The sequence below is a fragment of the Blautia sp. DFI.3.45 genome, from assembly GCF_020593505.1.
GTDB classification, from domain to species: Bacteria; Bacillota; Clostridia; order Lachnospirales; family Lachnospiraceae; genus Blautia_A; species Blautia_A wexlerae.
Genome location: NZ_JAJDMI010000018.1, coordinates 1 through 23,732, shown reverse-complemented (window position 1 = coordinate 23,732; position 23,732 = coordinate 1). Strand labels below are relative to the sequence as shown.

The 23,732-nt window shown below is 42.6% G+C and carries 22 protein-coding genes; 17 read left to right on the top strand and 5 right to left on the bottom strand.

What is annotated here, in order from left to right:
• Positions 1–66: 66 nt before the first annotated feature.
• A complete protein-coding gene (locus LJE09_RS08280) occupies positions 67–960 on the bottom strand; it encodes a LysR family transcriptional regulator (protein WP_008706289.1) in 894 nt (297 codons plus the stop codon).
• Positions 961–1,123: 163 nt separating this feature from the next.
• Between LJE09_RS08280 and LJE09_RS08275 the strand changes: the two genes are divergently transcribed.
• From LJE09_RS08275 to LJE09_RS08220, 12 genes are all read left to right on the top strand, one after another.
• The gene (locus LJE09_RS08275) at positions 1,124–1,357 is read left to right on the top strand and encodes an HPr family phosphocarrier protein (RefSeq protein WP_020993651.1); all 234 of its coding nucleotides are present in this window, start codon (positions 1,124–1,126) and stop codon (positions 1,355–1,357) included.
• Between the two features lie 28 nt (positions 1,358–1,385).
• Positions 1,386–1,679, top strand: a complete 294-nt coding sequence (locus LJE09_RS08270; RefSeq protein WP_020993650.1) for a DUF1294 domain-containing protein — start codon at positions 1,386–1,388, stop codon at positions 1,677–1,679.
• A gap of 307 nt (positions 1,680–1,986) precedes the next feature.
• A complete protein-coding gene (locus LJE09_RS08265) occupies positions 1,987–2,847 on the top strand; it encodes a mechanosensitive ion channel family protein (RefSeq protein WP_118331220.1) in 861 nt (286 codons plus the stop codon).
• Between the two features lie 391 nt (positions 2,848–3,238).
• Positions 3,239–4,849, top strand: coding sequence for a glutathione ABC transporter substrate-binding protein (locus LJE09_RS08260; RefSeq protein ID WP_022380018.1), 1,611 nt, complete (start codon positions 3,239–3,241; stop codon positions 4,847–4,849).
• Between the two features lie 212 nt (positions 4,850–5,061).
• Complete coding sequence (locus tag LJE09_RS08255; RefSeq protein ID WP_055060088.1) at positions 5,062–5,982, top strand: ABC transporter permease; 921 nt, start codon at positions 5,062–5,064, stop codon at positions 5,980–5,982.
• A 13-nt stretch (positions 5,983–5,995) separates the two neighbouring features.
• Positions 5,996–6,895 (top strand): ABC transporter permease, encoded by a 900-nt coding sequence (locus tag LJE09_RS08250; protein WP_020993648.1) that lies wholly within the window; start codon positions 5,996–5,998, stop codon positions 6,893–6,895.
• A gap of 12 nt (positions 6,896–6,907) precedes the next feature.
• Entirely contained in the window at positions 6,908–7,897 is a 990-nt protein-coding gene (locus LJE09_RS08245) for an ABC transporter ATP-binding protein (RefSeq protein ID WP_008706297.1), read from the top strand.
• Positions 7,898–7,900: 3 nt separating this feature from the next.
• The gene (locus LJE09_RS08240) at positions 7,901–8,875 is read left to right on the top strand and encodes an ABC transporter ATP-binding protein (RefSeq protein ID WP_025578858.1); all 975 of its coding nucleotides are present in this window, start codon (positions 7,901–7,903) and stop codon (positions 8,873–8,875) included.
• 101 nt (positions 8,876–8,976) lie between these two features.
• Positions 8,977–9,738 carry a DeoR/GlpR family DNA-binding transcription regulator gene (locus tag LJE09_RS08235; protein WP_118569517.1) on the top strand — a complete coding sequence of 254 codons (762 nt, stop codon included), beginning with the start codon at positions 8,977–8,979 and terminating at the stop codon, positions 9,736–9,738.
• Between the two features lie 98 nt (positions 9,739–9,836).
• Complete coding sequence (locus LJE09_RS08230) at positions 9,837–10,583, top strand: copper homeostasis protein CutC (protein WP_227311156.1); 747 nt, start codon at positions 9,837–9,839, stop codon at positions 10,581–10,583.
• Positions 10,583–13,084 carry a transglutaminase domain-containing protein gene (locus LJE09_RS08225; RefSeq protein ID WP_227311154.1) on the top strand — a complete coding sequence of 834 codons (2,502 nt, stop codon included), beginning with the start codon at positions 10,583–10,585 and terminating at the stop codon, positions 13,082–13,084. The genes LJE09_RS08230 and LJE09_RS08225 overlap by 1 nt, the downstream gene beginning before the upstream one ends.
• A gap of 127 nt (positions 13,085–13,211) precedes the next feature.
• A complete protein-coding gene (locus LJE09_RS08220) occupies positions 13,212–14,522 on the top strand; it encodes an alpha-L-fucosidase (protein WP_022380024.1) in 1,311 nt (436 codons plus the stop codon).
• 81 nt (positions 14,523–14,603) lie between these two features.
• On the opposite strand, the gene LJE09_RS08215 is transcribed toward LJE09_RS08220, so the two are convergent.
• Positions 14,604–15,122: a hypothetical protein gene (locus LJE09_RS08215; RefSeq protein WP_022380025.1), complete on the bottom strand. Its 519-nt coding sequence runs from the start codon at positions 15,120–15,122 to the stop codon at positions 14,604–14,606.
• Between the two features lie 245 nt (positions 15,123–15,367).
• Here LJE09_RS08215 and cobI point away from each other — a divergent pair, with 245 nt between their 5' ends.
• The 5 genes from cobI (at position 15,368) to LJE09_RS08190 (ending at position 20,808) form a co-directional block, all read left to right on the top strand.
• On the top strand, positions 15,368–16,063 hold the full coding sequence (gene cobI, locus LJE09_RS08210; RefSeq protein WP_055054022.1) for a precorrin-2 C(20)-methyltransferase: 696 nt from the start codon (positions 15,368–15,370) through the stop codon (positions 16,061–16,063).
• A complete protein-coding gene (locus LJE09_RS08205; RefSeq protein ID WP_118593020.1) occupies positions 16,060–16,902 on the top strand; it encodes an ABC transporter ATP-binding protein in 843 nt (280 codons plus the stop codon). Before cobI ends, LJE09_RS08205 begins: the two co-directional genes overlap by 4 nt.
• Positions 16,903–16,975: 73 nt before the next feature.
• A complete protein-coding gene (locus LJE09_RS08200; protein ID WP_008706312.1) occupies positions 16,976–17,707 on the top strand; it encodes an ABC transporter permease in 732 nt (243 codons plus the stop codon).
• Positions 17,708–18,006: 299 nt separating this feature from the next.
• Positions 18,007–18,783 carry a response regulator gene (locus tag LJE09_RS08195; RefSeq protein WP_227311152.1) on the top strand — a complete coding sequence of 259 codons (777 nt, stop codon included), beginning with the start codon at positions 18,007–18,009 and terminating at the stop codon, positions 18,781–18,783.
• A 75-nt stretch (positions 18,784–18,858) separates the two neighbouring features.
• Positions 18,859–20,808: a putative bifunctional diguanylate cyclase/phosphodiesterase gene (locus LJE09_RS08190; protein WP_227311150.1), complete on the top strand. Its 1,950-nt coding sequence runs from the start codon at positions 18,859–18,861 to the stop codon at positions 20,806–20,808.
• A 3-nt stretch (positions 20,809–20,811) separates the two neighbouring features.
• On the opposite strand, the gene LJE09_RS08185 is transcribed toward LJE09_RS08190, so the two are convergent.
• From LJE09_RS08185 to tnpA, 3 genes are all read right to left on the bottom strand, one after another.
• Positions 20,812–21,708 carry a selenium metabolism-associated LysR family transcriptional regulator gene (locus LJE09_RS08185; protein ID WP_173696600.1) on the bottom strand — a complete coding sequence of 299 codons (897 nt, stop codon included), beginning with the start codon at positions 21,706–21,708 and terminating at the stop codon, positions 20,812–20,814.
• 84 nt (positions 21,709–21,792) lie between these two features.
• Entirely contained in the window at positions 21,793–22,956 is a 1,164-nt protein-coding gene (locus tag LJE09_RS08180) for an aminotransferase class V-fold PLP-dependent enzyme (protein ID WP_177968987.1), read from the bottom strand.
• A gap of 194 nt (positions 22,957–23,150) precedes the next feature.
• Positions 23,151–23,555, bottom strand: a complete 405-nt coding sequence (tnpA, locus tag LJE09_RS08175) for an IS200/IS605 family transposase (RefSeq protein WP_227311148.1) — start codon at positions 23,553–23,555, stop codon at positions 23,151–23,153.
• Positions 23,556–23,732: the final 177 nt, after the last annotated feature.

Here is a 23,732-nt window from a genome sequence, read left to right as displayed (position 1 = left end):
CACTGCAGACCGGATATCTGCAGGAGTGATCCCTGTTTTTTGGGGTACTGCTGTCTGCAGTAACAGTTATTCTGTTTCCCGGTGTGATGTGAGGTGTTCTTCAAGGCTGCGTGCTGCAATGCTCTGTGGCCTTTTTACATTGCGGATCAGACAGATCTTTCGTTCAGGAAGAGGCTCTTCAATGGGAATCTGGACGATTTTCCCCTGAGCAATATGTTCAGCAGCAAGCTCTTCAGGGAAGAATCCGATTCCCAGGTTGTGCTGCACCATAGGGAAGATCTGGTCAGTAGTTGCCACTTCCATATCAGGTGAGAAGGGAAGGTTATGGCGCATAAAATACTGTGTATATAATTCTCTTGTACTGCTTCCGGGAGCAATCCCGATCAGAGGGATATCCTGCAGATCCTGAAGACAGTGTTTGTTGGAAGCTGTTTCCGCATATTCCTCTCCGCCTATAAGGATCTCGCGGAAAGAATAGAGGGGAATTCTCTGAAGCGGTTTTTTCAGGGCGACAGGTGTGGTAACTACTGCAAAGTCTACCAGACCGTTTTCCAGTGCCTGAACTGCCTGTGGTGTGGAATGATTAGAAATCCTCAGCTTTACATGTGGATAACGGTGATGAAAGACTTCCAGTTCGTTCAGCAAGAATAAACGCAGTGCGATTTCACTGGCACCAATATTTACAAGTCCGCTTTCCAGACCTTTATCTTTGAGAAGTTCATTTTCTCCTGATACAAGCTGTTCTATTGCAATTGATACATGTTCAAAAAGTCTTTCTCCTTCAATGGTCAGCTGTACTCCGCGATTGGAACGGATAAAAAGTTTACATCCCAGTTCATTCTCCAGAATGTTCATACACCGGGTAATGTTAGGCTGATTGTTTCCCATAACGTCGGCTGCTTTGGAAAAACTCTTATACTGGGCAACATAGTAAAAAATACGATAATAATCAAGAATCATGATACAGTCGGCTCCTTATGCTATATAAAAATAGAATATCTGATATAGAAAAATAACGTTTGTATATCAATGTGTGAATCAGTATAATACGACTGGGTCAAAAAATCAATATAAAAGTCCTGACAATAGGACGGAGACCAAAAGGGAAGGGAGATTACCGAATATGACAACAGCAAATAAGACAATTAAGATTAATGACGTAGAGGCAGCAAAGAAACTGGTCTGTGCGGCAGTCAGATGTCCATTTGATATTGACATTGTATCTAAAGGAAAAATTTTTATTGATGCCAAATCTATTCTCGGAGTATTAAGCCTTGATGTGGAAGAACCTCTGGAACTTAAATATGATGGTTATGATGAGGATTTTGAATCAGTGATAGCAGGTCTGGCATGTTAAGATTAAAGAAAGGAATTCGCAGGTGCAGATGACATCTACAAATCTTCTATATATTTATGTGATTATCATTAATGTAGTCACATTTTTTATCTATGGCTTGGATAAAAGCAGGGCAAAAGCCGGACAGTGGCGCATACCGGAAGCGCAGCTGATATTTCTGGCGGTGATCGGAGGGTCGGTGGGAGCTCTGGCCGGTATGAAGGTATTTCATCATAAAACAAGAAAGCCGAAATTTAAGACAGGAGTTCCAGCGATACTGATTATTCAACTAATTATTTATTTTCTGTTTTCGGGAAATGAGGGTATTATTCTGCGCTTATAGCAATCCTTATAAATAATGCATATTGATTTTAGCTCATCAGAGCGTGAAATCCTGTGTCAGTAAAGCGGATATATTGTCCGCTTTCTTTTTTTGCCCGAATAAAATTGATTGTTACAGAGAATGAGGTATGTTATGCTACTCTTATATGAGAATTGCGGGATCTGCAAAGCAGCGGAGTAATTCGTAGATATCAAGTCAGGGGAAAGATATCTTTTAACCCTGATATTATATGAAAAGCTGCCTGTTAAATGAAAGAAGGGCAGAAAAATAATATATGACAAAAATATAAGAGAGCAGGTGAAAAATATTGGACCAGGAAATTCAGGAGGCAAAAAGTTTATATTACAGCTATAAGCAGTATTTTTCAGACTATCTTCCGGCTTTGACGAAACTGGGGCTGAAAGTAGTAATGGCATTGCTGGTATTTGTGGGCGGGCGCAAAGTGATCCAGTGGTTTGTTTCTTTCATAAAGAAGTCCATGGAGCGTGCGTCTGTAGACAAAGGTGTGATCCAGTTTACAGGGTCGCTGTTGAGAATTGTACTTTACATTTTGCTGGTATTTAGCATTGCCACTCATTTTGGTGTAAAGGAATCCTCTATTGCAGCACTGCTTGGTACTGCCGGTGTAACGGTAGGTCTTGCATTGCAGGGCGGCCTTGCAAATATCGCAGGCGGGATCATGCTTCTGATCTTCAAACCATTTCAGGTTGGGGATTATATCATTATTGCACAGCAGAATGGGTGCGAAGGAACTGTATACAAAATAGAAATCTGTTATACAACTCTGATTTCCATAGATAACAAACACATTGTAATCCCAAATGGAACGCTGTCCGGCAGCATTATTACAAATGTAACTGCCAGAGATCTTCGTAAGCTGGAGATCAAAGTAGGAATTTCTTATGATTCAGACATTAAGAAAGCAAAAGCAATCCTGGAAGAAATCCTTCATAATGATGAAGATACGAAAGACGACCAGGGAATGGTGGTGTTTGTAGATGAGCTTGGAGAGAGCGCAGTGGTCATGGGCCTGCGTGTGTGGGTGGCTACGGAGAAATACTGGCCTGCTAGGTGGCGGCTTAATGAACTGATCAAAGAAGCATTTGATGCAAACGGAATTGAAATCCCGTACAATCAGTTACAGGTTCATGTGAAGAAACAGATATGATAACAACATAAGTCCTCTGAACCAACTATAAGGTTTAAAGGATTTATTGTTTGTACAGATTATAGCTAAATAATACCAAACAAGAATAAATAATCCTTGATCCATAGTGATTTATACCAATTTCACTGTCAGATATTGGTATAATACCACCAAAATAATATAAAATACGACAAAATAATTGACAATAGGACAACAGATTGCTATACTGGAGTCAAGTTAAACAACTAAGTGTTTTTATGAAGATGCAAAGGCGCATGTAAGTAAATGGATTGCTGCACGATTTTTATACATTGCAAAGACGCAAAAATATAAAAACACTTTTTTTGTACCCAAAATTAACTTCGTGATTGTAACTAAGTAACAATGTACAGAAAGAAAAGGAGAGAAAACTATGAAAATGTACAAAAAAGTTATGGCAGCAGCTCTTGCAGGAGTAATGACAGTTTCCATGTCCGCTACAGCATTTGCAGCAGATGATGACGGCTATATTCTCAAAGCCACAAATGAAGATTCCAAATCATCCGACAATGATCTGGTGATCGCAATCGAAGGAAGCGTAAGCTCCATGGACCCGGCAAACATTCCGGATACAAACGCAATCTCTGCTACACGTGGTGTATATGAGACACTGGTTTCTTTTGATGAGAACCAGGAATTAACAGGCAAACTTGCTGAATCATGGGAAGTTTCCGATGACTCTCTTACTTATACTTTCAAACTTCGTCAGGGCGTTAAATTCCAGGACGGAACAGACTTCAATGCAGCAGCAGTTAAAGCAAACTACGATCGTGTAGTTAACAAAGACAACAATCTTCGTCAGAGAAGAACATTTATCGTAACTAACGAAGACGGATCTGAAACACCTCGTGTAGACAGCATTGAAACACCGGATGATTACACACTGGTTATCAAACTGACACAGGCATGGGCACCATTTATCAACCGTCTGACACAGTTCTGTATCATCAGCCCTGCAGCTCTTGAAGAGTATGGCAATGATATCATGAACCATCCATGCGGAACCGGCCCATATGTATGTACAGAATGGGAAGAGGGAGACCACACAAGCTTTAAGCGCAATGATGATTACTGGGGAGACAAACCGGGCGTTGACACTGTAACAATCAAAGAGGTTCCGGAAGCAGGTGCACGTACAGCTATGCTTCAGACAGGTGAAGCAGATTTCATCTATCCTACACCGTCTGACCAGATTGAAGCAATCAAAGGAACAGACGATGTAAACATCCTTACAACAGACTCCAACATCATGAGATATGTAACTCTGAACATGGATCTGGAACAGCTTTCTGATGTAAAAGTACGTCAGGCTATGAACTATGCGATCGACAAAGATGCATACATCCAGTTAATGTATTCCGGATACGGAAAACCGGCTACATCTGTAGTTCCATCTATCATCGGCGGATATGAAGAGCAGGAAGCTTACACATATGATGTAGACAAAGCAAAAGAACTTATGAAAGAAGCCGGATACGAAGACGGATTCAAACTTACTCTGTGGGGCGATAACACAACACAGGAAATCAAAGGTATGACATTTATTTCCCAGCAGCTTGCTCAGATCGGTATCGAAGTTGACGTTCAGCCAATGGAGCCTGCAACTGTAAGTGACAAGATTTATGTTGACAAAGAAGATGCTGAGATCAATATGTGGTATGTAAACTGGTCTGCATCTGACTTCACAATGGATGGTTCTTTACGTTCCCTGCTTTACAGCACAATGTGCCCTCCTACAAGTGCAAACACAGCATATTTCAACGATGCTGATTTTGATAAAGATATGGATGAAGGTCTTGCAACAGCTAACGAAGAAGAGCAGGCTAAATACTACGGCGATGCTCAGAAGATCGCATGGGAAGCATGCCCATGGTTATTCCTTGGCAATGACCAGATCATCTATTCTACAAAATCTTATCTGTCTGGCGTATATGTATCTCCGGACGGAGCATTTAACTTCGCAAATGCAACTTTAGCACAGTAGTAATTTGTTTGAGACCAGGCTGCGAAGAACATAAATATGGCTGCCTGATCTGAAATTGCAGCAATTCCATAAAAATACTGCCGATACAGCAGTGTGAATACAGGACAAGGATGTTCAAACCGGAGAACTGCCATAAGATTCACTATGGCAGTTCTCCGACTATAAAGCATCAAATATAAACAACAGGTAAGAAAATGATAAGGAGGAAAAATATGGGACGTTATTTAGGTAAACGTTTGATAAGCACGATCCCGCTGCTTCTGGTTATCTCATTCGTAGTATTTATGTTTATCCATATGATTCCCGGTGATCCGGCAAGACTGGTAGCCGGTCAGGATGCAACAAAGGAAGATGTGGCAGTTGTACGTGAACAGCTGGGACTGGATGAGCCACTACTTGTACAGTATGGCAAATATATGAAAGGTCTTTTTACAGGAGATCTGGGAAGCTCTATCAAAAACGGTAAAACCGTAGTAGAGACAATCGCACCAAGACTGAAACCAACTATCATGCTGACATTCTCATCCATGATATGGGCTGCGATCATCGGTATTGCAATCGGTATCATCGCTGCCGTATTTCATGGCAGAATTCTTGATTATGTAGGTATGATCATAGCAATCGCAGGTATATCTGTTCCAAGTTTCTGGTTAGGTCTGGAATTAATCCAGCTTTTCTCAGTAAGCCTGGGATGGCTTCCAACCAGTGGACTGGAAACCTGGAAGAGCTATATTCTTCCATCACTTACAATGGGAGCAGGAATCATGGCCGTACTTGCCAGATTTTCCAGATCTTCCATGCTTGAGACCATGCGTGAGGACTATGTGCGTACCGCACGTGCCAAAGGTCTTTCTGAATCACTGGTTGTTATGCGCCATGCATTTAAGAACTCTCTGATCGAGATCGTAACAGTAGCCGGACTTCAGATTGGTGGTCTCCTTTCCGGATCTGTTATGGCAGAGACAGTATTCTCCATTCCCGGACTTGGACGTCTTCTGGTAGACTCCATCCAGATGAGAGATTACAAAGTTGTTCAGGCATTACTGCTGTTCTTTGCTACAGAATATATCCTGATCAACCTGATCGTAGATGTTCTTTATGGCGTGATTAACCCAAGAGTACGTTATGAGTAGAGGAGGAGAGAAGATGGCAGATAAGAACACAACATCAAACATTAACCTTGCTGCTGCCGAAGAACTCCCTAAGGCACAGAGCAAGTTCAAAGAATTTGTCAAGAAATTCATGAAGAGAAAAACAGCAGTGATTTCTCTGGCATTTATAGTTTTTATTATCTTAATGGCAATCATCGGACCGTATGTAGTTCCGTATGATCCGCAGGCACCGGATTACACAGCTATGATGCAGGGGCCAAGCGCAGCCCACATCTGGGGAACCAATGAATACGGACAGGATGTTTTCTCCCGTCTGATGGTTGGTACCAGACTTTCTCTTACATGCGCGCTGACAGCGACGATCATTGGTACGGCTATCGGTGTTGTTCTCGGATTGATCGCAGGTTTCTACGGCGGAATTATCGATTCCCTGATTATGAGATGCTGTGATGTACTTTTTGCTTTCCCTGATATCCTGCTGGCTATCGCAGTTGTTGCCATCATCGGACAGGGTATGGTAAACGTTATGATCGCAGTTGCGGTATTTACAGTGCCGTCCTTCGCACGAATCATACGAAGCGCGACGATTTCTGTAAAGCAGGCTCCTTATGTAGAGGTTGCCCGTTCCCTGGGATGTTCAAACACAAGAATTCTGTTTGTACATATTTTCCCTGGTACGATCCAGTCTATGATCGTTAACTTTACCATGCGTGTAGGTACTGCGATCCTTGCTGCATCATCCTTAAGCTTCCTGGGATTCGGTGCAAACGTTACAGAGCCTGACTGGGGTTCCATGCTTTCCACAGGACGTAACTATCTGAATACAGCTCCTCACATGGTACTGTTCCCTGGTATTCTGATTTTCCTTACAGTTCTGGCATTCAACCTGCTGGGCGACGGTCTCAGAGATACCCTGGATCCAAAGATGAACTAGGAGGAAGAAACCATGGCAGAAAAATTATTAGAAGTAAAGAACCTCCGTACGGAGTTTAAAAGAGATAAAACATGGGTGACAGCAGTTAATAATGTAAGCTTCTCCATTCAGCCGGGTGAGATTCTTGGTCTGGTAGGAGAGTCCGGATGCGGTAAATCCGTAACTTCCCTTTCCATTATGAAACTTCTGGCACGTAACAGTAAGATTTCCAACGGTGAGATCCTGCTTAATGGCAAGGATCTTCTCAAAGAAGATAAAAAAGGTATGAGAAAGATCAGAGGACGTGAAGTTGCCATGATCTTCCAGGAGCCGATGAACTCTCTGAACCCATGTATGAGAATTGAGAAACAGCTGACAGAAGCAATCCTGCTCCATAACAATTTCTCAAAAGAAGAAGCGCACAACAGAGCATTCGAAGTACTGAGATCAGTAGGTATCCCTGAACCGGATATGACATTAAAGAGTTATCCGCACCAGCTTTCCGGCGGTATGTGCCAGCGTGTTATGATCGCTATGGCAATGTCCTGTGAGCCGGAGCTTCTCATCGCGGACGAGCCGACTACAGCCCTTGACGTTACCATTCAGGCACAGATCCTAGAGCTGATGGAGGACATCAGGGCAAAGAAAAACACAGGTATTCTGATGATCACACATGATCTTGGTGTTGTCGCTGAAATGTGTTCCAGAGTTGTTGTTATGTATGCCGGCCGAATCGTAGAAGAAGCGCCTGTGCAGGAACTTTTTGCAGATCCGAAACATCCATATACACAGGGGCTGATCGGTTCTGTACCGAAACTTGGAAGTGGTGTGGAATCTCTTCCGTCCATCCCGGGAAGCGTACCGGATCTGTCCGTAATGCCAAAAGGATGTAAGTTTGCACCGAGATGTAAATATGCAATGGATATCTGTCATCAGCAGGAACCGGAGCTTGCAGATATCAACGAAGCAGGTACCAGAAAATGCAGATGCCATCTGCTCAACAAAACCGGAAAGGAGGCGTAACCTGTGAGCGAGCCGTTATTATCAGTAAAGAATATGAAGAAAACATTCCAGGCAAACGGAGGAATGTTCAGCAAGAAGAAATTTGTCCATGCGGTAAATGACGTATCTTTTGATATTTATCCGGGTGAAACTTTTTCGCTGGTAGGCGAGTCCGGCTGTGGTAAATCCACGACAGGTAAACTGATCGATCATCTGATCACACCTGACTCCGGTGAAATCTGGTTTGAGGGAAAAGAAATCTCCAAACTTTCAGAGAAAGAAATGCGCCCGTTACGTTCAGATATCCAGATGGTTTTCCAGGATCCATACGGTTCCCTGAATCCGAGAATGAAAGTTCAGGATCTCATCGGTGAGCCACTTCTGATTCATACAAATATGAGTGCAGGCGAGCGCCTTAAGAAAGTGCATGAGCTTTTGGGAACAGTAGGTTTAAGCCCATCACACGGAGAACGTTATCCTCATGAATTTTCCGGTGGTCAGCGTCAGCGTATCGGAATTGCCAGAGCACTGACTGTACAGCCAAAGCTTATCATCGCAGATGAGCCGGTATCTGCCCTTGATGTTTCTATCCAGGCGCAGGTATTAAATCTTCTGCAGCAGTTACAGAAAGACTTTAATCTTACCTATCTGTTCATTTCCCATGACCTGAGCGTCGTTGAAATGATTTCAGACAGGATCGGTGTCATGTATCTGGGTACGATCGTAGAGACAGCACCGAAGAAAGAACTTTATGCAAACCCGAGACATCCATATACAAGAGCACTTCTTTCCGCAGTTCCGATCCCGGATCCGGAAGTGAAGAAAGAGCGTATTACCTTAAAAGGTGATCTCCCAAGTCCGAGTAATCCGCCAAGTGGATGCCTGTTCCATACACGCTGCCCACATTGTACGGAAAAATGTAAGACACAGGTGCCGACACCTGTTGAAATTGCACCGGGTCATATTGTAAAATGTCATTATCCAAAACTTACAGAATAGGAATTCCGAAATAACAATATTACACCTGAAGATGAACAGTGAAGAAAACAGGATTCACTGAGAGATACAGGTCATCATGAATGGATGAGGAAAGAGGGGCTATGTTTACTGAGGAAAGACAAAGCGCAATAGAGAAATGCCTTCGTGAAAACGGAAAAGTCAAGGTTAAGGAATTGAGTGAAATGTTTCAGGTCACAGAAGACTGTATCCGAAAAGATCTTAAGACTCTTGAAAACGCCGGTAAGTTAAAGAGAACCTACGGCGGCGCAATCCTTTCACAGGATTATCCGCTGAAGAGAGACGTAGTAGACAGACGCCAGTTTAACCTTGACAAAAAGAGAACAATTGCAGCCAAAGCATTTAAACTGATCAAGAATAACGAAACGATTTTCCTTGATATTTCTACCACAAATATTGAACTGGCAAAGCTTCTTGCCACGTCAAATATGCGTGTGGTAGTGGTGAGCAATATGATAGATATCCTGCAGATCCTTGCCACAAATCCGTCTATTACTGCAATCGGTACAGGGGGAACAATGTATCAGACAGTAAACGGATTTATGGGAGCTGCAACGATAGAAGTGATCAAGCAGTATAGCTTTGACCGTGCATTTATAGGAAGCTGCGGTGTGGATATGACTGATTGTGCAATTACTACATTGGGGGTAGAGGACGGATTGACAAAGAAAGCAGCCGTGCACAGCAGCAGACATAAATATGTTGTTATGGAAAGGGATAAATTCTATTTCAATGATTCCTATAAATATGCATACTTCGATGATATCAGCGGAATTGTTACGGATGAATTTCCAGATGATACGATCGTGAGTACACTGGAGAGAGCCGGGGTGAAATTGTTCTGATGCAGGTAAGTCTTCGGGGGACTTATCTGATCTGGTTAAATCAGTCAGCAGAAAGGACGATCTGTCTGGCTTAAATGAAAAAAGATGGAGGCAAGTACGTGAAAGAATATATTTTGGAAGCCTGTGTAGATTCTGTAGAATCTGCTATGGCAGCGGTTGAAGGAGGCGCAGACAGACTGGAACTTTGCGGTAACCTGATCATCGGCGGAACCACTCCGGGACCGTGGCTTTTTGATGAAATAAGAAAGCGTTCGGATATCAGGATCCATGCTCTGATCCGTCCGCGTTTTGGAGATTTCTGCTATACAGATGCAGAATTTTCCATGATAAAGCATGCAGTGGAAGATTTCAGAAAAATGGGTGCCGAAGGTGTTGTATTTGGGGTGCTGAAGCCGGATGGCACATTAAACATGGAACAGATGAAAGAGCTGATGGAGGCGGCAGGGGATATGTCGGTGACTCTTCACAGAGCTTTTGATGTATGTGTGGATCCAATAGAAACAATGGAACAGGCAATCTCACTGGGAATCAATACGATCCTTACTTCAGGTCAGCGTAATGTATGTCTGCAGGGGGCAGATCTGCTGAAGGAACTGGTAGAGAAGAGTCAGGGACGTATCACGATTCAGGCAGGAAGCGGCGTGGGAGCAGAAGTAATCCGCCAGCTTTATCCGCTTACAGGAGTCAGGGCTTATCATATGACCGGAAAGAGAGTCATTGACAGTGAGATGCAGTTTCGTAAGGATGGAGTCAATATGGGACTTCCGATGCTGAGTGAATATGAGATATGGCGTACGGATATAGATAATATCCGTGCCGCAAAGAAAGTTCTGGAGGAATTATAATGGCAGAACCGAGAGTTTTTTTAAAAGAGAACAGGGGCCGAATTGAAGAGAACTACCTGGAGCAGGCAAAAAACCTGCCCCGGGTTTTTGCGCCTGTAGACGAAAAATTACAGAAATGTACAGAGGAAGTGGCACTTGCATGTAAATATTTATATGCGTTTATGCCGTACAGTGACATTGGCAATTATCCGTTTGAAGTATTTCTGGACTATGCAGAGAATGGTGTGAAGCTCTGGAAAGAGAATCCACAGGTTGCAGATCTTCCGGAAGAAATCTTCCTGAATTATGTGCTGTTTCACAGAGTAAATGAGGAAGAGATCGCACAGTGCAGAACTTATTTCCGCACAGAGATCGGAAGCAGAATACAGGGAATGAACTTCAGAGAAGCAGCGCTGGAAGTGAATTACTGGTGTGCCGAAGAAGCTACTTATCATTGTACAGATGACCGTACTTTATCTGCGATTTCTGTGTACCGCAGAGGAAATGGCAGATGTGGTGAAGAGTCCGTATTCACTGTAAATGCACTGCGAAGTGTAGGCATACCTGCCCGCCAGGTATATGCACCGAAGTGGTCTCACTGCGATGACAATCACGCCTGGGTAGAAATCTGGTGTGACGGCAAATGGTATTTCCTCGGAGCCTGTGAGCCTGAAGAAATCCTGAATAAAGGATGGTTTACAAACGCTTCTTCCAGAGCAATGATGATCCATTCACGTGTGTTTGACACTAAGATACCGGAAGGCGAGGTGATCGGCACAGATGGTATGGTGACCATGCTGAATGAATTGAAGAGGTATGCAGTAACCAAAGAAATTACAGTAACAGTAAAGGATGCGCAGGGGTTACCCACAGAGGGAGCTGAGGTTTCCTTTGAGGTGCTGAACTATTCAGAGTATGCACCGATCGCAGAGAAGAAAACAGACAGTAAGGGAACCGCCAGACTGACAACAGGACTTGGGAGTCTGCATATTTCCGCAAGAATGTGTTCTGACGGCGAGTGGTTCTATGCGGAAACAGTTATGAACACTGAGAAAGAAGATAACTGTGAACTTTGTCTGGTATCGCAGGATAAAAGAAATGACGGTGAATCAGAAAAGTGGACAGCAGCAGATATATTTGCTCCTCATGATGCACCTGTAAACACAGACATGCCGACTTTAGAACAGAAGGCGAAGGGAAATAAGCGTCTGACAGCAGCCAATGCACACAGAGAGCAGAAAGTAAGAAACTGGTCAAATCCGGAATGTAAACGTTTCCTGGAAAAAAAGGTAAACAGGATAGAAGAAGCCATTGCTGCCTCATACAGAGAAGATCTCCTGAGGGTTCTCACAGAGAAAGACAGAACTGACTGTATCAGTGACGTTCTGGAGGAACACCTGGAGCTGGCAATCCCATATCATGGTATGATGAAAAAGGATACCTTTGTATCTTATGTGTTAAATCCAAGAGTAGATGATGAAGTTCTTCAGAAATACAGAAGAGAGATTAAGAAGCATTTTTCCAGAACTGAGAAACAGGAGCTGAGAGATGATCCTTCCAGAATCTGGAATCTGATCGAGAAGGCAATTGTTTCCAGACCGGAGAAAGAGCGTTCCAGTGTGATCACAACACCGGCAGGATGCATAAGGACCTGTACAGGAAGCTTCCTGTCAAAGAAAATCCTGTTTGTTGCAATAGCGAGAACCCTTGGAGTAGCGGCAAGACTGAATCCACATGATCGTTCTATGGAATATATGAAAAACGGAAGATTTGTTCCTGTGCTTGCAAGAACAGAGAAGAACTGTACTCTGATCCTGAAAGCAGGAGAGACTGTACAGTGGAAATATTTCCAGAACTGGAGTATTGCAAAACTGGAGAATGGAAGATATACATCACTGAAACTGGGAGCAGAGAATTTCGAAGATCAGATCCTGAATCTGCCGTTGGAATCCGGAAACTACAGGATTCTTACTTCAAACAGACTTCCAAATGGAAATATGTTTGCAAATGAATATCATTTTGAAATTCAGCCCGGAGAGACAAAGGAGATCGAGCTGGTACTCAGGGAAGCAGATCTGGAGGATATGCTGGAGAATATTTCCATGCCGGAATTCATGCTGAAAACTGAGGATGGTACAGAAGTGAAAGCATCTGATCTTACAGCAGACGGAAAACATATCCTTATGTTTCTGGAAGAAGAAAAAGAGCCTACTGAGCATATTTTAAATGAAATGATGGAGCAGGAAGAGGCTTTCGCAGGATATGCAGAGCAGATTATTTTTGTAGTGAGAAGCAAAGAAGCACTGGAGACACCGACACTGTCCAAAGCACTTGCAAAGTTAAAAAATATTCAGATTTATTATGATGATTTCTCAGAGATTATCAATACTCTGGGAAGGCGTATGTACGTAGATCCGGACAAACTTCCGCTGATTATTGTGACGAATGGAACCCTGAATGGGATTTATGCGACCAGCGGTTACAATGTAGGAACCGGGGATATGCTGCTTAGATTAATGTAACAGAGCGATAAATAAGATGCCCGGAGATGACACCTGTGAGCATCTTCTGGTATTGCCGGATTACATTATTGTATAGATGTAAAGGATTGGATATTGAATTTGCATTTACATAAAGGAGATAAAAATCATGTATCAGTTTAACAGAAAAGAATATGAAGAACGTATGAAATGGTATCAGGATGCCCGTTTCGGAATGTTTATCCACTGGGGATTATATTCTATTCCTGCAAGAGGAGAATGGGTACGCAGTACAGAGGAGATGCCTGAGGAAGAATACCTTCCGTTTATGAAAGAATTTGATGCCAGAGACTATAATCCGAAACAGTGGGCAAAAGAGGCAAAGGCAGCAGGTATGAAATATGTGGTTCTGACTGCAAAACATCATGATGGTTTCTGTTTATTTGACAGTAAATACACAGATTATAAAGTTACCAATACACCTGCAGGAAGAGATCTGATCAAAGAATATGTGGAAGCTCTTCGCGAAGAAGGTTTGAAAGTCGGTCTGTATTTCACTTTACTTGACTGGCATCATCCGGACTATCCTCATTACGGAGACCGCATCCATCCTATGAGAAACCATCCGGAATGCAGTAATGAAAACAGAGATTTTTCTCGTTATATAGAGTATATGTACAATCAGGTGGAAGAGGTCTGCACAAATTATGGAAAAATCGATATTATGTGGTTTGACTTTTCCTATGACGATATGCGAGGCGAGAAATGGGGAGCAACCAGACTGATAGATATGGTCCGCAGATTACAGCCGGGAATCATCATTGATAACCGTCTGGAAGTCAGTGGTGAGGGAAGAGGATCTCTGTATGAATGCGATCCGACACCGTATCATGGCGATTTTATAAGCCCGGAACAGATCATCCCGCCGGAAGGAATCTGTGACAAAGAAGGGAATCCGATGGTATGGGAAGCATGCTTCACCATGAACAATAACTGGGGCTACTGCGCAAATGACCACTATTACAAACCTGCTTCCATGCTGATCAAGAAGCTGGTAGAGTGTGTTTCCAAAGGTGGAAATATGATCCTGAATGTAGGACCTGATGCGAAAGGTAAATTCCCGAAAGAATCCTCCGCGATCCTGGCGGAAATCGGACGCTGGATGGATAAGAACCATGACAGTATCTATGGATGCGCTCCGGCAGCAGATATCCCGAAACCGGATTACGGACGTATCACCAGAAATGGAAACAAGTATTATGTCCATATTTATGAGAATACATTAGGACCACTGCCACTGATTGGATTTGATAAGAATAAGATTGTGAAAGTACGTGCCCTGGATGACGGACATGAAGTGCCGATCTCTACTTTATGGGTTCACAGCGATTATCCGGATATCGCATTTGTTGACCTTGGCCCGGATCCTGTACTGCCGGATCCTGTAGACTATGTGCTGGAAGTGGAGATGGCTGAATAAAGATATAGAATACAAAAAAGCTGCCGTATGGCAGCTTTTTTGTATTTCTTAACCGAACTGAGATGCAGGTGTCTGCCTGGTTCAGCATCGGTTTCTCTTGTTTACGAAATAATTCAGAATCCCACCGCCTACGATAATAACAAGTGCAACAGCAACAACACGTTTCGCTGCTTCCTGCGGCATCTGGCTTTTGGAACCGATGGAATCGGAATAGAAAGTCAGGGTATAATTGATCTCATGAGGGGTACCCATGGCGGTAGTGTCTGCGATTACCGGCATGCTCTCATCCATAATGGTAACCGGGATCTGGAATTCAGAATTCGTTCCTTCCTCATTGACAGGGAGATATTTTTTACCGTCAACGATCATGTAGTCATAATTAGAACTGCTCCACTGGATATCGGCAGTTACTTCGCCGTTTTTCACAGTGATCAAAGTCGGTGAAGTGACACTGGCTTTGCCGCTTCCGCCTTCCAGCTCTACCTGGATGGAATACTCCCCATCTTCTTTATCAAGAGTGAAAGCCTGTGCAGCAGGAACAGAAGTCCATACTGACAGACAGCAGATCAAAGCTGCCAGAACTGCAAAAATCTTTCTCATATTTCTTTCCTCACTTAAATTCGATAATTTTCATCATCCCACAATTGAAATTAATTGTCAATACTTCGTTGAAAAAGTTATCCTGTTTTAGTATAATAAAAGGTGCTGTCCGCACGCAACATCATTGAGAACGTAGTGAACAGTGAGCACAATAAATGAATATCTGTGAATTGCTTTGCTGCGAAGCAGCTCCTGCAATTCTGATATCATAAAAATGTATATGCAAATCACAGGAGGATATGGTAATGAGAGGAATTTTATACGGAGTAGGAGTTGGCCCCGGAGATCCGGAACTTATGACATTAAAGGCAGTGCGCCTGATCAAAGAGAATGATATTATTGCAGTACCGGGTGCAGAGGTGCGTGAAACAGTTGCATATAAGATCGCAGTACAGGCAGTACCTGAGCTTGCAGACAAAGAACTCCTGCCAATCTATATGCCAATGACACACGATAAGGCAGAACTGGAACTGAACCATGAAAAAGGAGCCAAGGCGCTGGAAGCAGCACTTGATACAGGTAAGAATGTAGTATTTCTGACACTTGGAGATCCGACTATCTATTCAACATTTTCATATGTGCAGAAGAGAGTAGAAGCAGATGGATATGAGACAAGACTGGTAAGCGGCATCACTTCCTTCTGCGCAACAGCAGCACGCCTGAATATCCCGCTTACAGAGTGGAACCAGCCTCTTCATGTACAGCCTGCAGTTCACCGCCTTGACAGTGAACTTGATCAGCCGGGAACCTATGTACTGATGAAATCAGGCAGAAAAATGAATCAGGTAAAGGAAATCCTTGAAAGAAGCGGTCGCGAAGTCCGTATGGTAGAGAATTGTGGTATGCCGGATGAACATATTTACAACAGCGTAGAGGAAATTCCGGATGATGCAGGATATTATTCCCTGATCATTGCCAAAGAGAAAGCCGAAGAGAAATGATAGAGACAAAAGATCTGACGAAAACTTTTGACAATTTTACAGCAGTGGATTCCCTGAACTTGAAAATTGAAAAAGGTGAGTTTTTTGGTCTTCTCGGACCAAACGGAGCAGGCAAGACAACGACCATCAGCCTGCTCTCAACCCTTCTTCTTCCGACAAAGGGAGAAATCCTCATAGACGGTCAGCAGCTTACGAGACAACGTCCTGATCTGAAAAGAAAAATCAGTGTGATCACCCAGGAATATTCTATGCGTCAGGATATGAATATGGATGAGATTATGGAATACCAGGGAAGGCTCTATTTTATGCCGCGAAAGCAGATAAAAGAAAGAACAGAAGAACTTCTGGAGTTCTGTGACCTGCTGAAGTTTCGCAAACGTACAGTCCGTAAGCTTTCCGGTGGAATGAAGCGTAAGCTGATGGTCTGTCGGGCATTACTGACAGATCCGGAGATATTGCTTTTGGATGAACCCACAGCAGGTATGGATGCTCTTTCCAGAAGACAGATGTGGAATCTTCTGCGTAAGCTTAATGAGAAAAACCTGACGATCCTGCTGACTACTCATTATATGGAAGAAGCACAGAGTCTCTGTAATCGTGTGGCACTGATGGATCATGGTAAGCTGGAGGAGGTAAGTACTCCGTCAGCACTGATCGAGAGTCTTGGTGCTTATGCAGTGGACGAGATGACAGCAGATGGAACGCAGAATCACTATTTCCATACACGACAGGAAGCAATCCGGTATCTGGAAGAGCTTACAGGGCAGGCGTCTCTTCGTGAGACAACACTGGAAGACGTCTTTGTAGAAAGAGCCGGGAAACATTTGATTTCAAAATAGCAGATATTAACTGAATCAGGGAAGTCCCCTGCGGAGGTTGCGAAAAAAGTTAGAATAATCTGGAGAAAAATGTATGGGAATTATAACAATATTATGGGAGAAGTGGGTAGAATTCCGCCGGGATTTCTATAAAATCACACTGGCGGCAATGATTGCACCGCTAATGTATCTGATCGTATTCGGAATGGGAATCCAGACCACTTCTCATGGACAGCCATACCTGAACTTTCTGATTCCGGGTGTGGTATCACTGACAACTATGAACGGAAGCTTCAACGCCATTGCGCAGAACCTAAACGTACAGAGACTGTATGAGAAGGCTTTTGATCAGGTGATGATCTCCCCCACACCATTATGGCAGTTTATTGCCGGACAGATCATCGGGGGAAGTCTGCGCGGTCTGTATGCAGGAGGAATCATACTGCTTCTTACAGCACCTATTGAGACAGGACTGATCTTCAACGGATGGTCCTTTCTGGTGATGTTCCTGAACGGAGCGGTATTCTCAGCCATCGGCGTGGTGGTCTCCTTTCTGGCAAAAAACCACGCAGACGTGCCGAGGTTTTCCAATTATATCATTATGCCTATGGCATATTTGTGTAACACCTTTTTCTCAACAGAGAAACTTCCGGGATTTGTAGGCAAGTTTGTATCAGCCTTGCCATTATCCCAGACCAGCCATCTGATGAGAAGCATTTCATCAGGTGAGGCGGTGAATTACACCGGTATTGGGATTCTGCTTCTTTATCTGCTGGTGTTTACTGTAGCTGCATCATGGTTTATTTATAAGAAGAAAAACCTGTAACTGACTGACAAGGAGGAGCCTGTGCTCCTCCTTGATCTGGTTATGCATTATATATCAATGTGAATCTTTGTAAAGAGAAAACGGGGAATTATATACTGACAGTGTATGAAAACGTTGCTATTCACTCTGTTCTCAGTAAAACTTTTACCGGTGAACAGCGATAAAACGATATTTCCAATTATTGACTTTTATCCTTTGAATGATATACTTGAATTATGCATAACCGAGCAGCTGTTTTTGACATCTGTCCGGTTAAATTTTCACACAGCCATAATAACAGAAGAAAGGGCATACATTATATGAGTAAGCCAAAGATATTAATCGTTGATGATTCACAATTAAACAGAGAAATCCTTTCCTGTATGCTGGAAGATAAATATAATATCTGTGAAGCTGAAAATGGAAAGCAGGCAGTTGAAATCCTTGAAAGATGCCATAAGGATTTTAAGCTGGTGCTCCTTGACCTGATCATGCCGGTAATGGATGGTTATCAGGTACTTGCTGTTATGAAGGAAAAGCAATGGCTGGATATGCTGCCTGTTATCTGTATTTCATCAGAGACTTCCGAAGATAGCATCCGTCGGGTTTATGGGCTGGGAGCAAGTGATTACTTCACACGTCCCTTTGATACAATGACGGTCTTTCATCGTGTTGAGAGTACGATTGAGCTGCATGATAAGATGACGGGAGACCTGCAGGATGCGATGAAAATGTTATCATCTATTTTTCACCGGATACTCAAGATTAATCTCTCGACAGATACTTATACAGTTATAAGAGGAAAAGACAGTACTGTTTCCATGCTTCCAAGTCTTTCTGAAAGCCTTAAAATGATGGCTGATTATAAGTATATTTATGAAGAGGATCAGGAAGAATATTTGAAATTCTGCAGTATAGATAATCTGAGAAGAGAACTTGCGAAAGGCAGAGAACGCATTTACCTGAACTACAGAACTCTGATAAAACAGGAGTACCGCTGGGTATGTATGGAAGTCATCAGAAGTGCAGAATATAAACCGGATGACCAGATTGCCATGATGTATATCCGGGATATCAATGATGAATATCTGAAATAGCTGGATAAGATCATACGTCATGCAAAAGATGCGTTTGCCTCAGTTACAGTAAATATTTCGGATGGAAGCTGTATTATGGCAAACAGCAGGATTGCTTCACTGGAGCTGAAAGATGTAAATGAACCACTGGATTCTTATATTGAGCGGATCAGTCAGTCTATTCCGCAGAGAGAAGTGAGAACTCAGTACAGAAAGGTATTTTGTGTAGATAATCTGAGGGAGTGTCTGACACAGGGAAAAGATATGATCCAATGGGAATGTCCTGTGTATGCCGCAAAAGGAATCAGTCTGAGGATGATCAGAACCACAGTTGAGATGGTCCGGAACGTTTCTTATGACAGGCTGGAAGCACTGATCTATTTTTCTGATATTACAGAGAACTATTTTTCAGAGCAGATTCCGCATATGCTGTACAGAAAGAATTTTGACAGAATAGAGATTATTGACGGGCAGAGAGACTGTGTGAGACTGGATCATCCGGGTATCTGTGCCATGGAGATGGTTCTGGCAGAAGAGATCAGTTATTCCGGTTATGTTACTGAAGTTATGAAGAAATTTGTTCCGGATGATGAGAAATCCGTATATGAAAAATGTGTGCGTCTTGATACCATTCGGAAAGAGCTGCAGGAGAAAGATAGATATTCTTTCTCTGTTCATCAGTTTAATAAAAAAGGGGAGAAATGTTTAAAGAACTATACATTTTTTTACCTCAATAAATTTTTTGACATTATTGTAGCTACAGTTGAGGATATTACGGAGAAATTTGAACAGGATATTCTGACGGGCGGATATAACAGACAGGGTTTTATCCGTCATGTGGAACGGATTCTGAAAGAAAGTGAAGACAGAACCGGATATGCGGTTGTATTTTTCGATATTAAGAATTTCAAGGCAGTCAATGAACTTTTTGGAACAGAAATCGGAGATATGATGCTGCGCAAAGTGTACGAAGATGTCCGGAAATCAGAGCTGAAGCCTCTGGTATCGGCACGTGAGGATGCAGATCATTTTATCTGTCTGGTAGAACGTAAGAATCTCAATCTGGATATGCTTACCGGAATGTGTCAGAAGAAACTTACCCGGGGAGGAAAAACACTTCATTTGTCTGTCAAATGTGGGATTTTTATGCTTGAAAAGAAAAAAATGTCTGTGAATGGAATGATCGACAGGGCAAAGATTGCCCAGAGATATATTACAGATGAGTTTGTCCAGTCATATAAGATTTATGATTCTTCCATGAAGAATACATATATAGATAAAGCAACATTAGCAGGTGAACTGGAGGAAGGGATTGAGCAGGGACAGTTCAAAGTATATTTTCAGCCTGTTGTGGATGCAATGACCGGAAAGATTGCATCAGCAGAATCTCTGATCCGGTGGTTCCACCCGAAAAAGGGATTTATTTCGCCGGGTGTATTTATTCCTGCACTGGAGGAAAGCGGACATATTTCCGAACTGGATCTGTATGTGCTGGATTCGGTTAATGAATTTCAGAAGAAACGTTATCAGTTCGATAAGATCACAGTTCCGGTATCAACTAATCTGTCATGGATGGATTTCTATGATGAGACGATCATGAACTGGCTGGAGAAGAAATGTGTAGATGCTTCCATGCCGTCCGGTCTGTGCAGAATGGAGATTACAGAAACCTCCTATGCTGCCATTGAGGCAGACAGAAATGCAACTCTGGAGGCATTAAGAGAAGCAGGGATTCTGCTGCTCCTGGATGATTTTGGAAGCGGATATTCTTCCTTTGGAATGCTCCAGAATTACAACTTTGATATTATGAAAATTGATATGAGTTTTGTGCGGCAGATAGAAACCAATACCAAAACACGCAGTATTATCCGCTTCATCATTGAAATGGCACATACTATGGATATAAAGATTATAGCAGAAGGTGCTGAAACTAAAGAGCAGGTCGAGTTCTTAAGAGATAACGGCTGTGATTATATTCAGGGTTATTATTTTTACAAACCGATGCAGGAGGAAGAGTTTGTGAAACTGCTGGATGCCGGCAGATAACAGTTACATATAATAGTCTCGCACAAACTGTACAAACTGCTTTACATGGGGGTTCAGAATCCTGTTTTTGCTGTAGACTATATAGAAACTGCGCTTATGGGCAGCTTCCTCCAGCGGAAAGACAAGAATCTGCTTTGTCCTCTGCAGGTCATTGACAGAGCGTGATGAAAGAATAGAGATTCCCAGACCATTAACAATGGACTTTTTGATGCTTTCCAGGTCATTCATGCGGGCGATTACATTCAGATTGCCTGTTGTGATGCCTGTGCGCTCCAGAAAAAGGTCCATTTCTTTTTTTGTGCCGGAGCCTTTTTCCCTGAAAATAATAGGATCTTTTAGGAAATCATGAAAAATAGCGGGTGTTTCTCTGTCCTTGAGTGCAAGATAGTGATCTGTTACAGGAGTTGCTATGACCAGCTCATCATGGCAGAAAGGAATAAATACGCAGCTCTCATCACGTGTATTCTGGCCTACCAGAGCCAGATCTACAGTTCCGTCCAGCACCCGGCTGATGGATTCTGAACTGTCTGACTGTATGGAGTGAAAATAAACATCCGGGTGCGTTTTGCCGAAAGCAGCAAGCAGTTCCGGCAAAAGATAAGAAGAAGGAATGGTAGATGCAGCCAGATCTATCATATGTTTGTGGGCACCTGTAAAATTTTCAAGCAGGTTATTTCTGATTTCCAGCATACGGACTGCACTGTCATAAAGCTGGTAGCCTTTGGCTGTGATTGTTGTTTTCTTTGTAGTACGGATGATCAGTTTCATATGCAGTTCATCTTCCAGGGAACGTATATGCGCACTGATCGTAGGCTGTGTCAGATAGAGGCGGCGGGCCGCCTCTGAGAAGCTGCCGTAGTCCACGACAGCGACGAATGCTTCTAACTGTTTAAATTCCATTATGAAATTCTCCTTTTATAGCAATCCTCTTAAATAATAATGCATTTAAGAGGATTGCTATAAATGCATCATTTGCGGGGATTGCTATAGTAATGCGGATAATGCATCTAAAGCAATATCCAGTTCCTGCTTTGTATTCTCAGGTCCGAAAGAAAAACGGAGAGTACCATCCGGGTATGTTCCAAGAGTTTTATGTGCGTTTGGTGCACAGTGAAGGCCGACTCTTGTCATAATTCCATAAGTACTGTCCAGCTCAAAGGCGGCCTGAGCCATGTCCATATGTAAGGTCTGGACGGATACAACTGCACAACGGTTTTCAATATTTTTTTTACCGATAATACGCAGAAATTTTTCTTCAGGATCCAGATTCAGGATACCATCTATAAAGTATTGTGTCAGCATTAATTCATGTTGGCGGATTTCTTCCATGGACTGTTTCTCCAGATCACAGAGTGCGGCATGAAGTCCCAGAATCCCAGGTATATTGGGAGTTCCGGGCTCGAAACGATCAGGAAGAAATGCCGGTACTTCTTCAGAATGAGAGGCACTTCCTGTTCCACCGCTGATAAGAGGCTCAATCTGCGCTGCCAGTTTATTGCGGATCAGAAAGCCACCTGTTCCCTGTGGCCCTCTGAGTCCCTTGTGACCTGTAAATGCCAGTGCGTCTATGTGACATTTCTCCATATCAATGTTAATGGTTCCTGCCGTCTGTGCAGTGTCCAGAATAAAAAGAAGCCCATGTTCTTTGCAGAAATCTCCGATTTCCTGTGCTGGCATGACAGTTCCGCATACATTAGAAGCATGAAGACAGACCACAAGCTTAGTCTCAGGACGAAGGAGTGCGGTCGCTTTATCAAGCAGAAGACTGCCGTCAGAAGCGCATGGGATCCTGTCAAAAGAAATTCCATGTTTCTCCAGCTGTACAAGGGGACGCATCACTGCATTATGCTCCATGGCAGTTACAAGTACATGATCGCCGGGTTTCAGAAGTCCTTTCAGAAGAACATTCAGACTGGCAGTGATATTTTCTGTAAAAATAACATTCTTACCCTTTCCGGAAGTAAAGTGAAAGAGCCTCAGAAGCTGTTCTCTTGTTTCAAAAATCTGTTCCTCCACAGAATAAGCTGCCCGGTATCCTCCCCGGTTCACATTCACAGCAGAGCCTGACAGGTAATCATAAACTGCCTGTGCAACAGATGGTGCCTTGGGAAAAGACGTACTGGCCTGATCCAGATAGATTTTATTCATAAATAAATCCTTTCGTTTGTCATGGGCTCCTCCCACTGCCTTTAGGGACGCCACTGAAAAAGTCTTTATTTTGCATAAAGCAGTACAATATAAAGTGTTTTTATTTGTTTTAATCTACTATATAATGTGTATAAAAATAGTTTTTCAGTGGCGTCCCTTTAGGCGGTGGGAGGAGCCTTGTAAATTGTTATCTATTATCCTTGACTCTCAATATATTTTTGTATAGTTGCTGATGACACTTCTCCAATGCTGCAAGCAAAATAACCATCTGACCAAAATATTTTTTTCCTCCAATACTGTTTTGATAAGACCGAATTATACTTTTGCCATAAGTAGTATGTTGTTTCCTGCTTTACAATTTTAACAATGTCGCATACTCTATCCGTTGTATCATAACTTAACAAAAAATGTATATGGTCTTTGTCTGTTTCCATAGCAATTATTTCGTAGCCACGAGTATTAGCTATATCGAGAATCTTTTGTTTCACATCATCAGCAATAGAGCCTTTTAGTATTTGTTTGCGGTATTTGGTTACAAGAACTATATGTACTTTCAGACTGTATTTTCGTCTGTTATGACGATAATATCTATTATCCATAAATCACCTCTGATAGTTATTGACGTTCACTAAATATTAGTATACACTATTGCTAGTGAAGTATCAATGAGAGGAATAAATTTTATGGAACAGATAACTATAACTGCAAAAGTTCAGATAGTTGCAACTGATACAGATAAAGTTTTGCTTAATAAAACAATGTCTGTTTATTGTGAT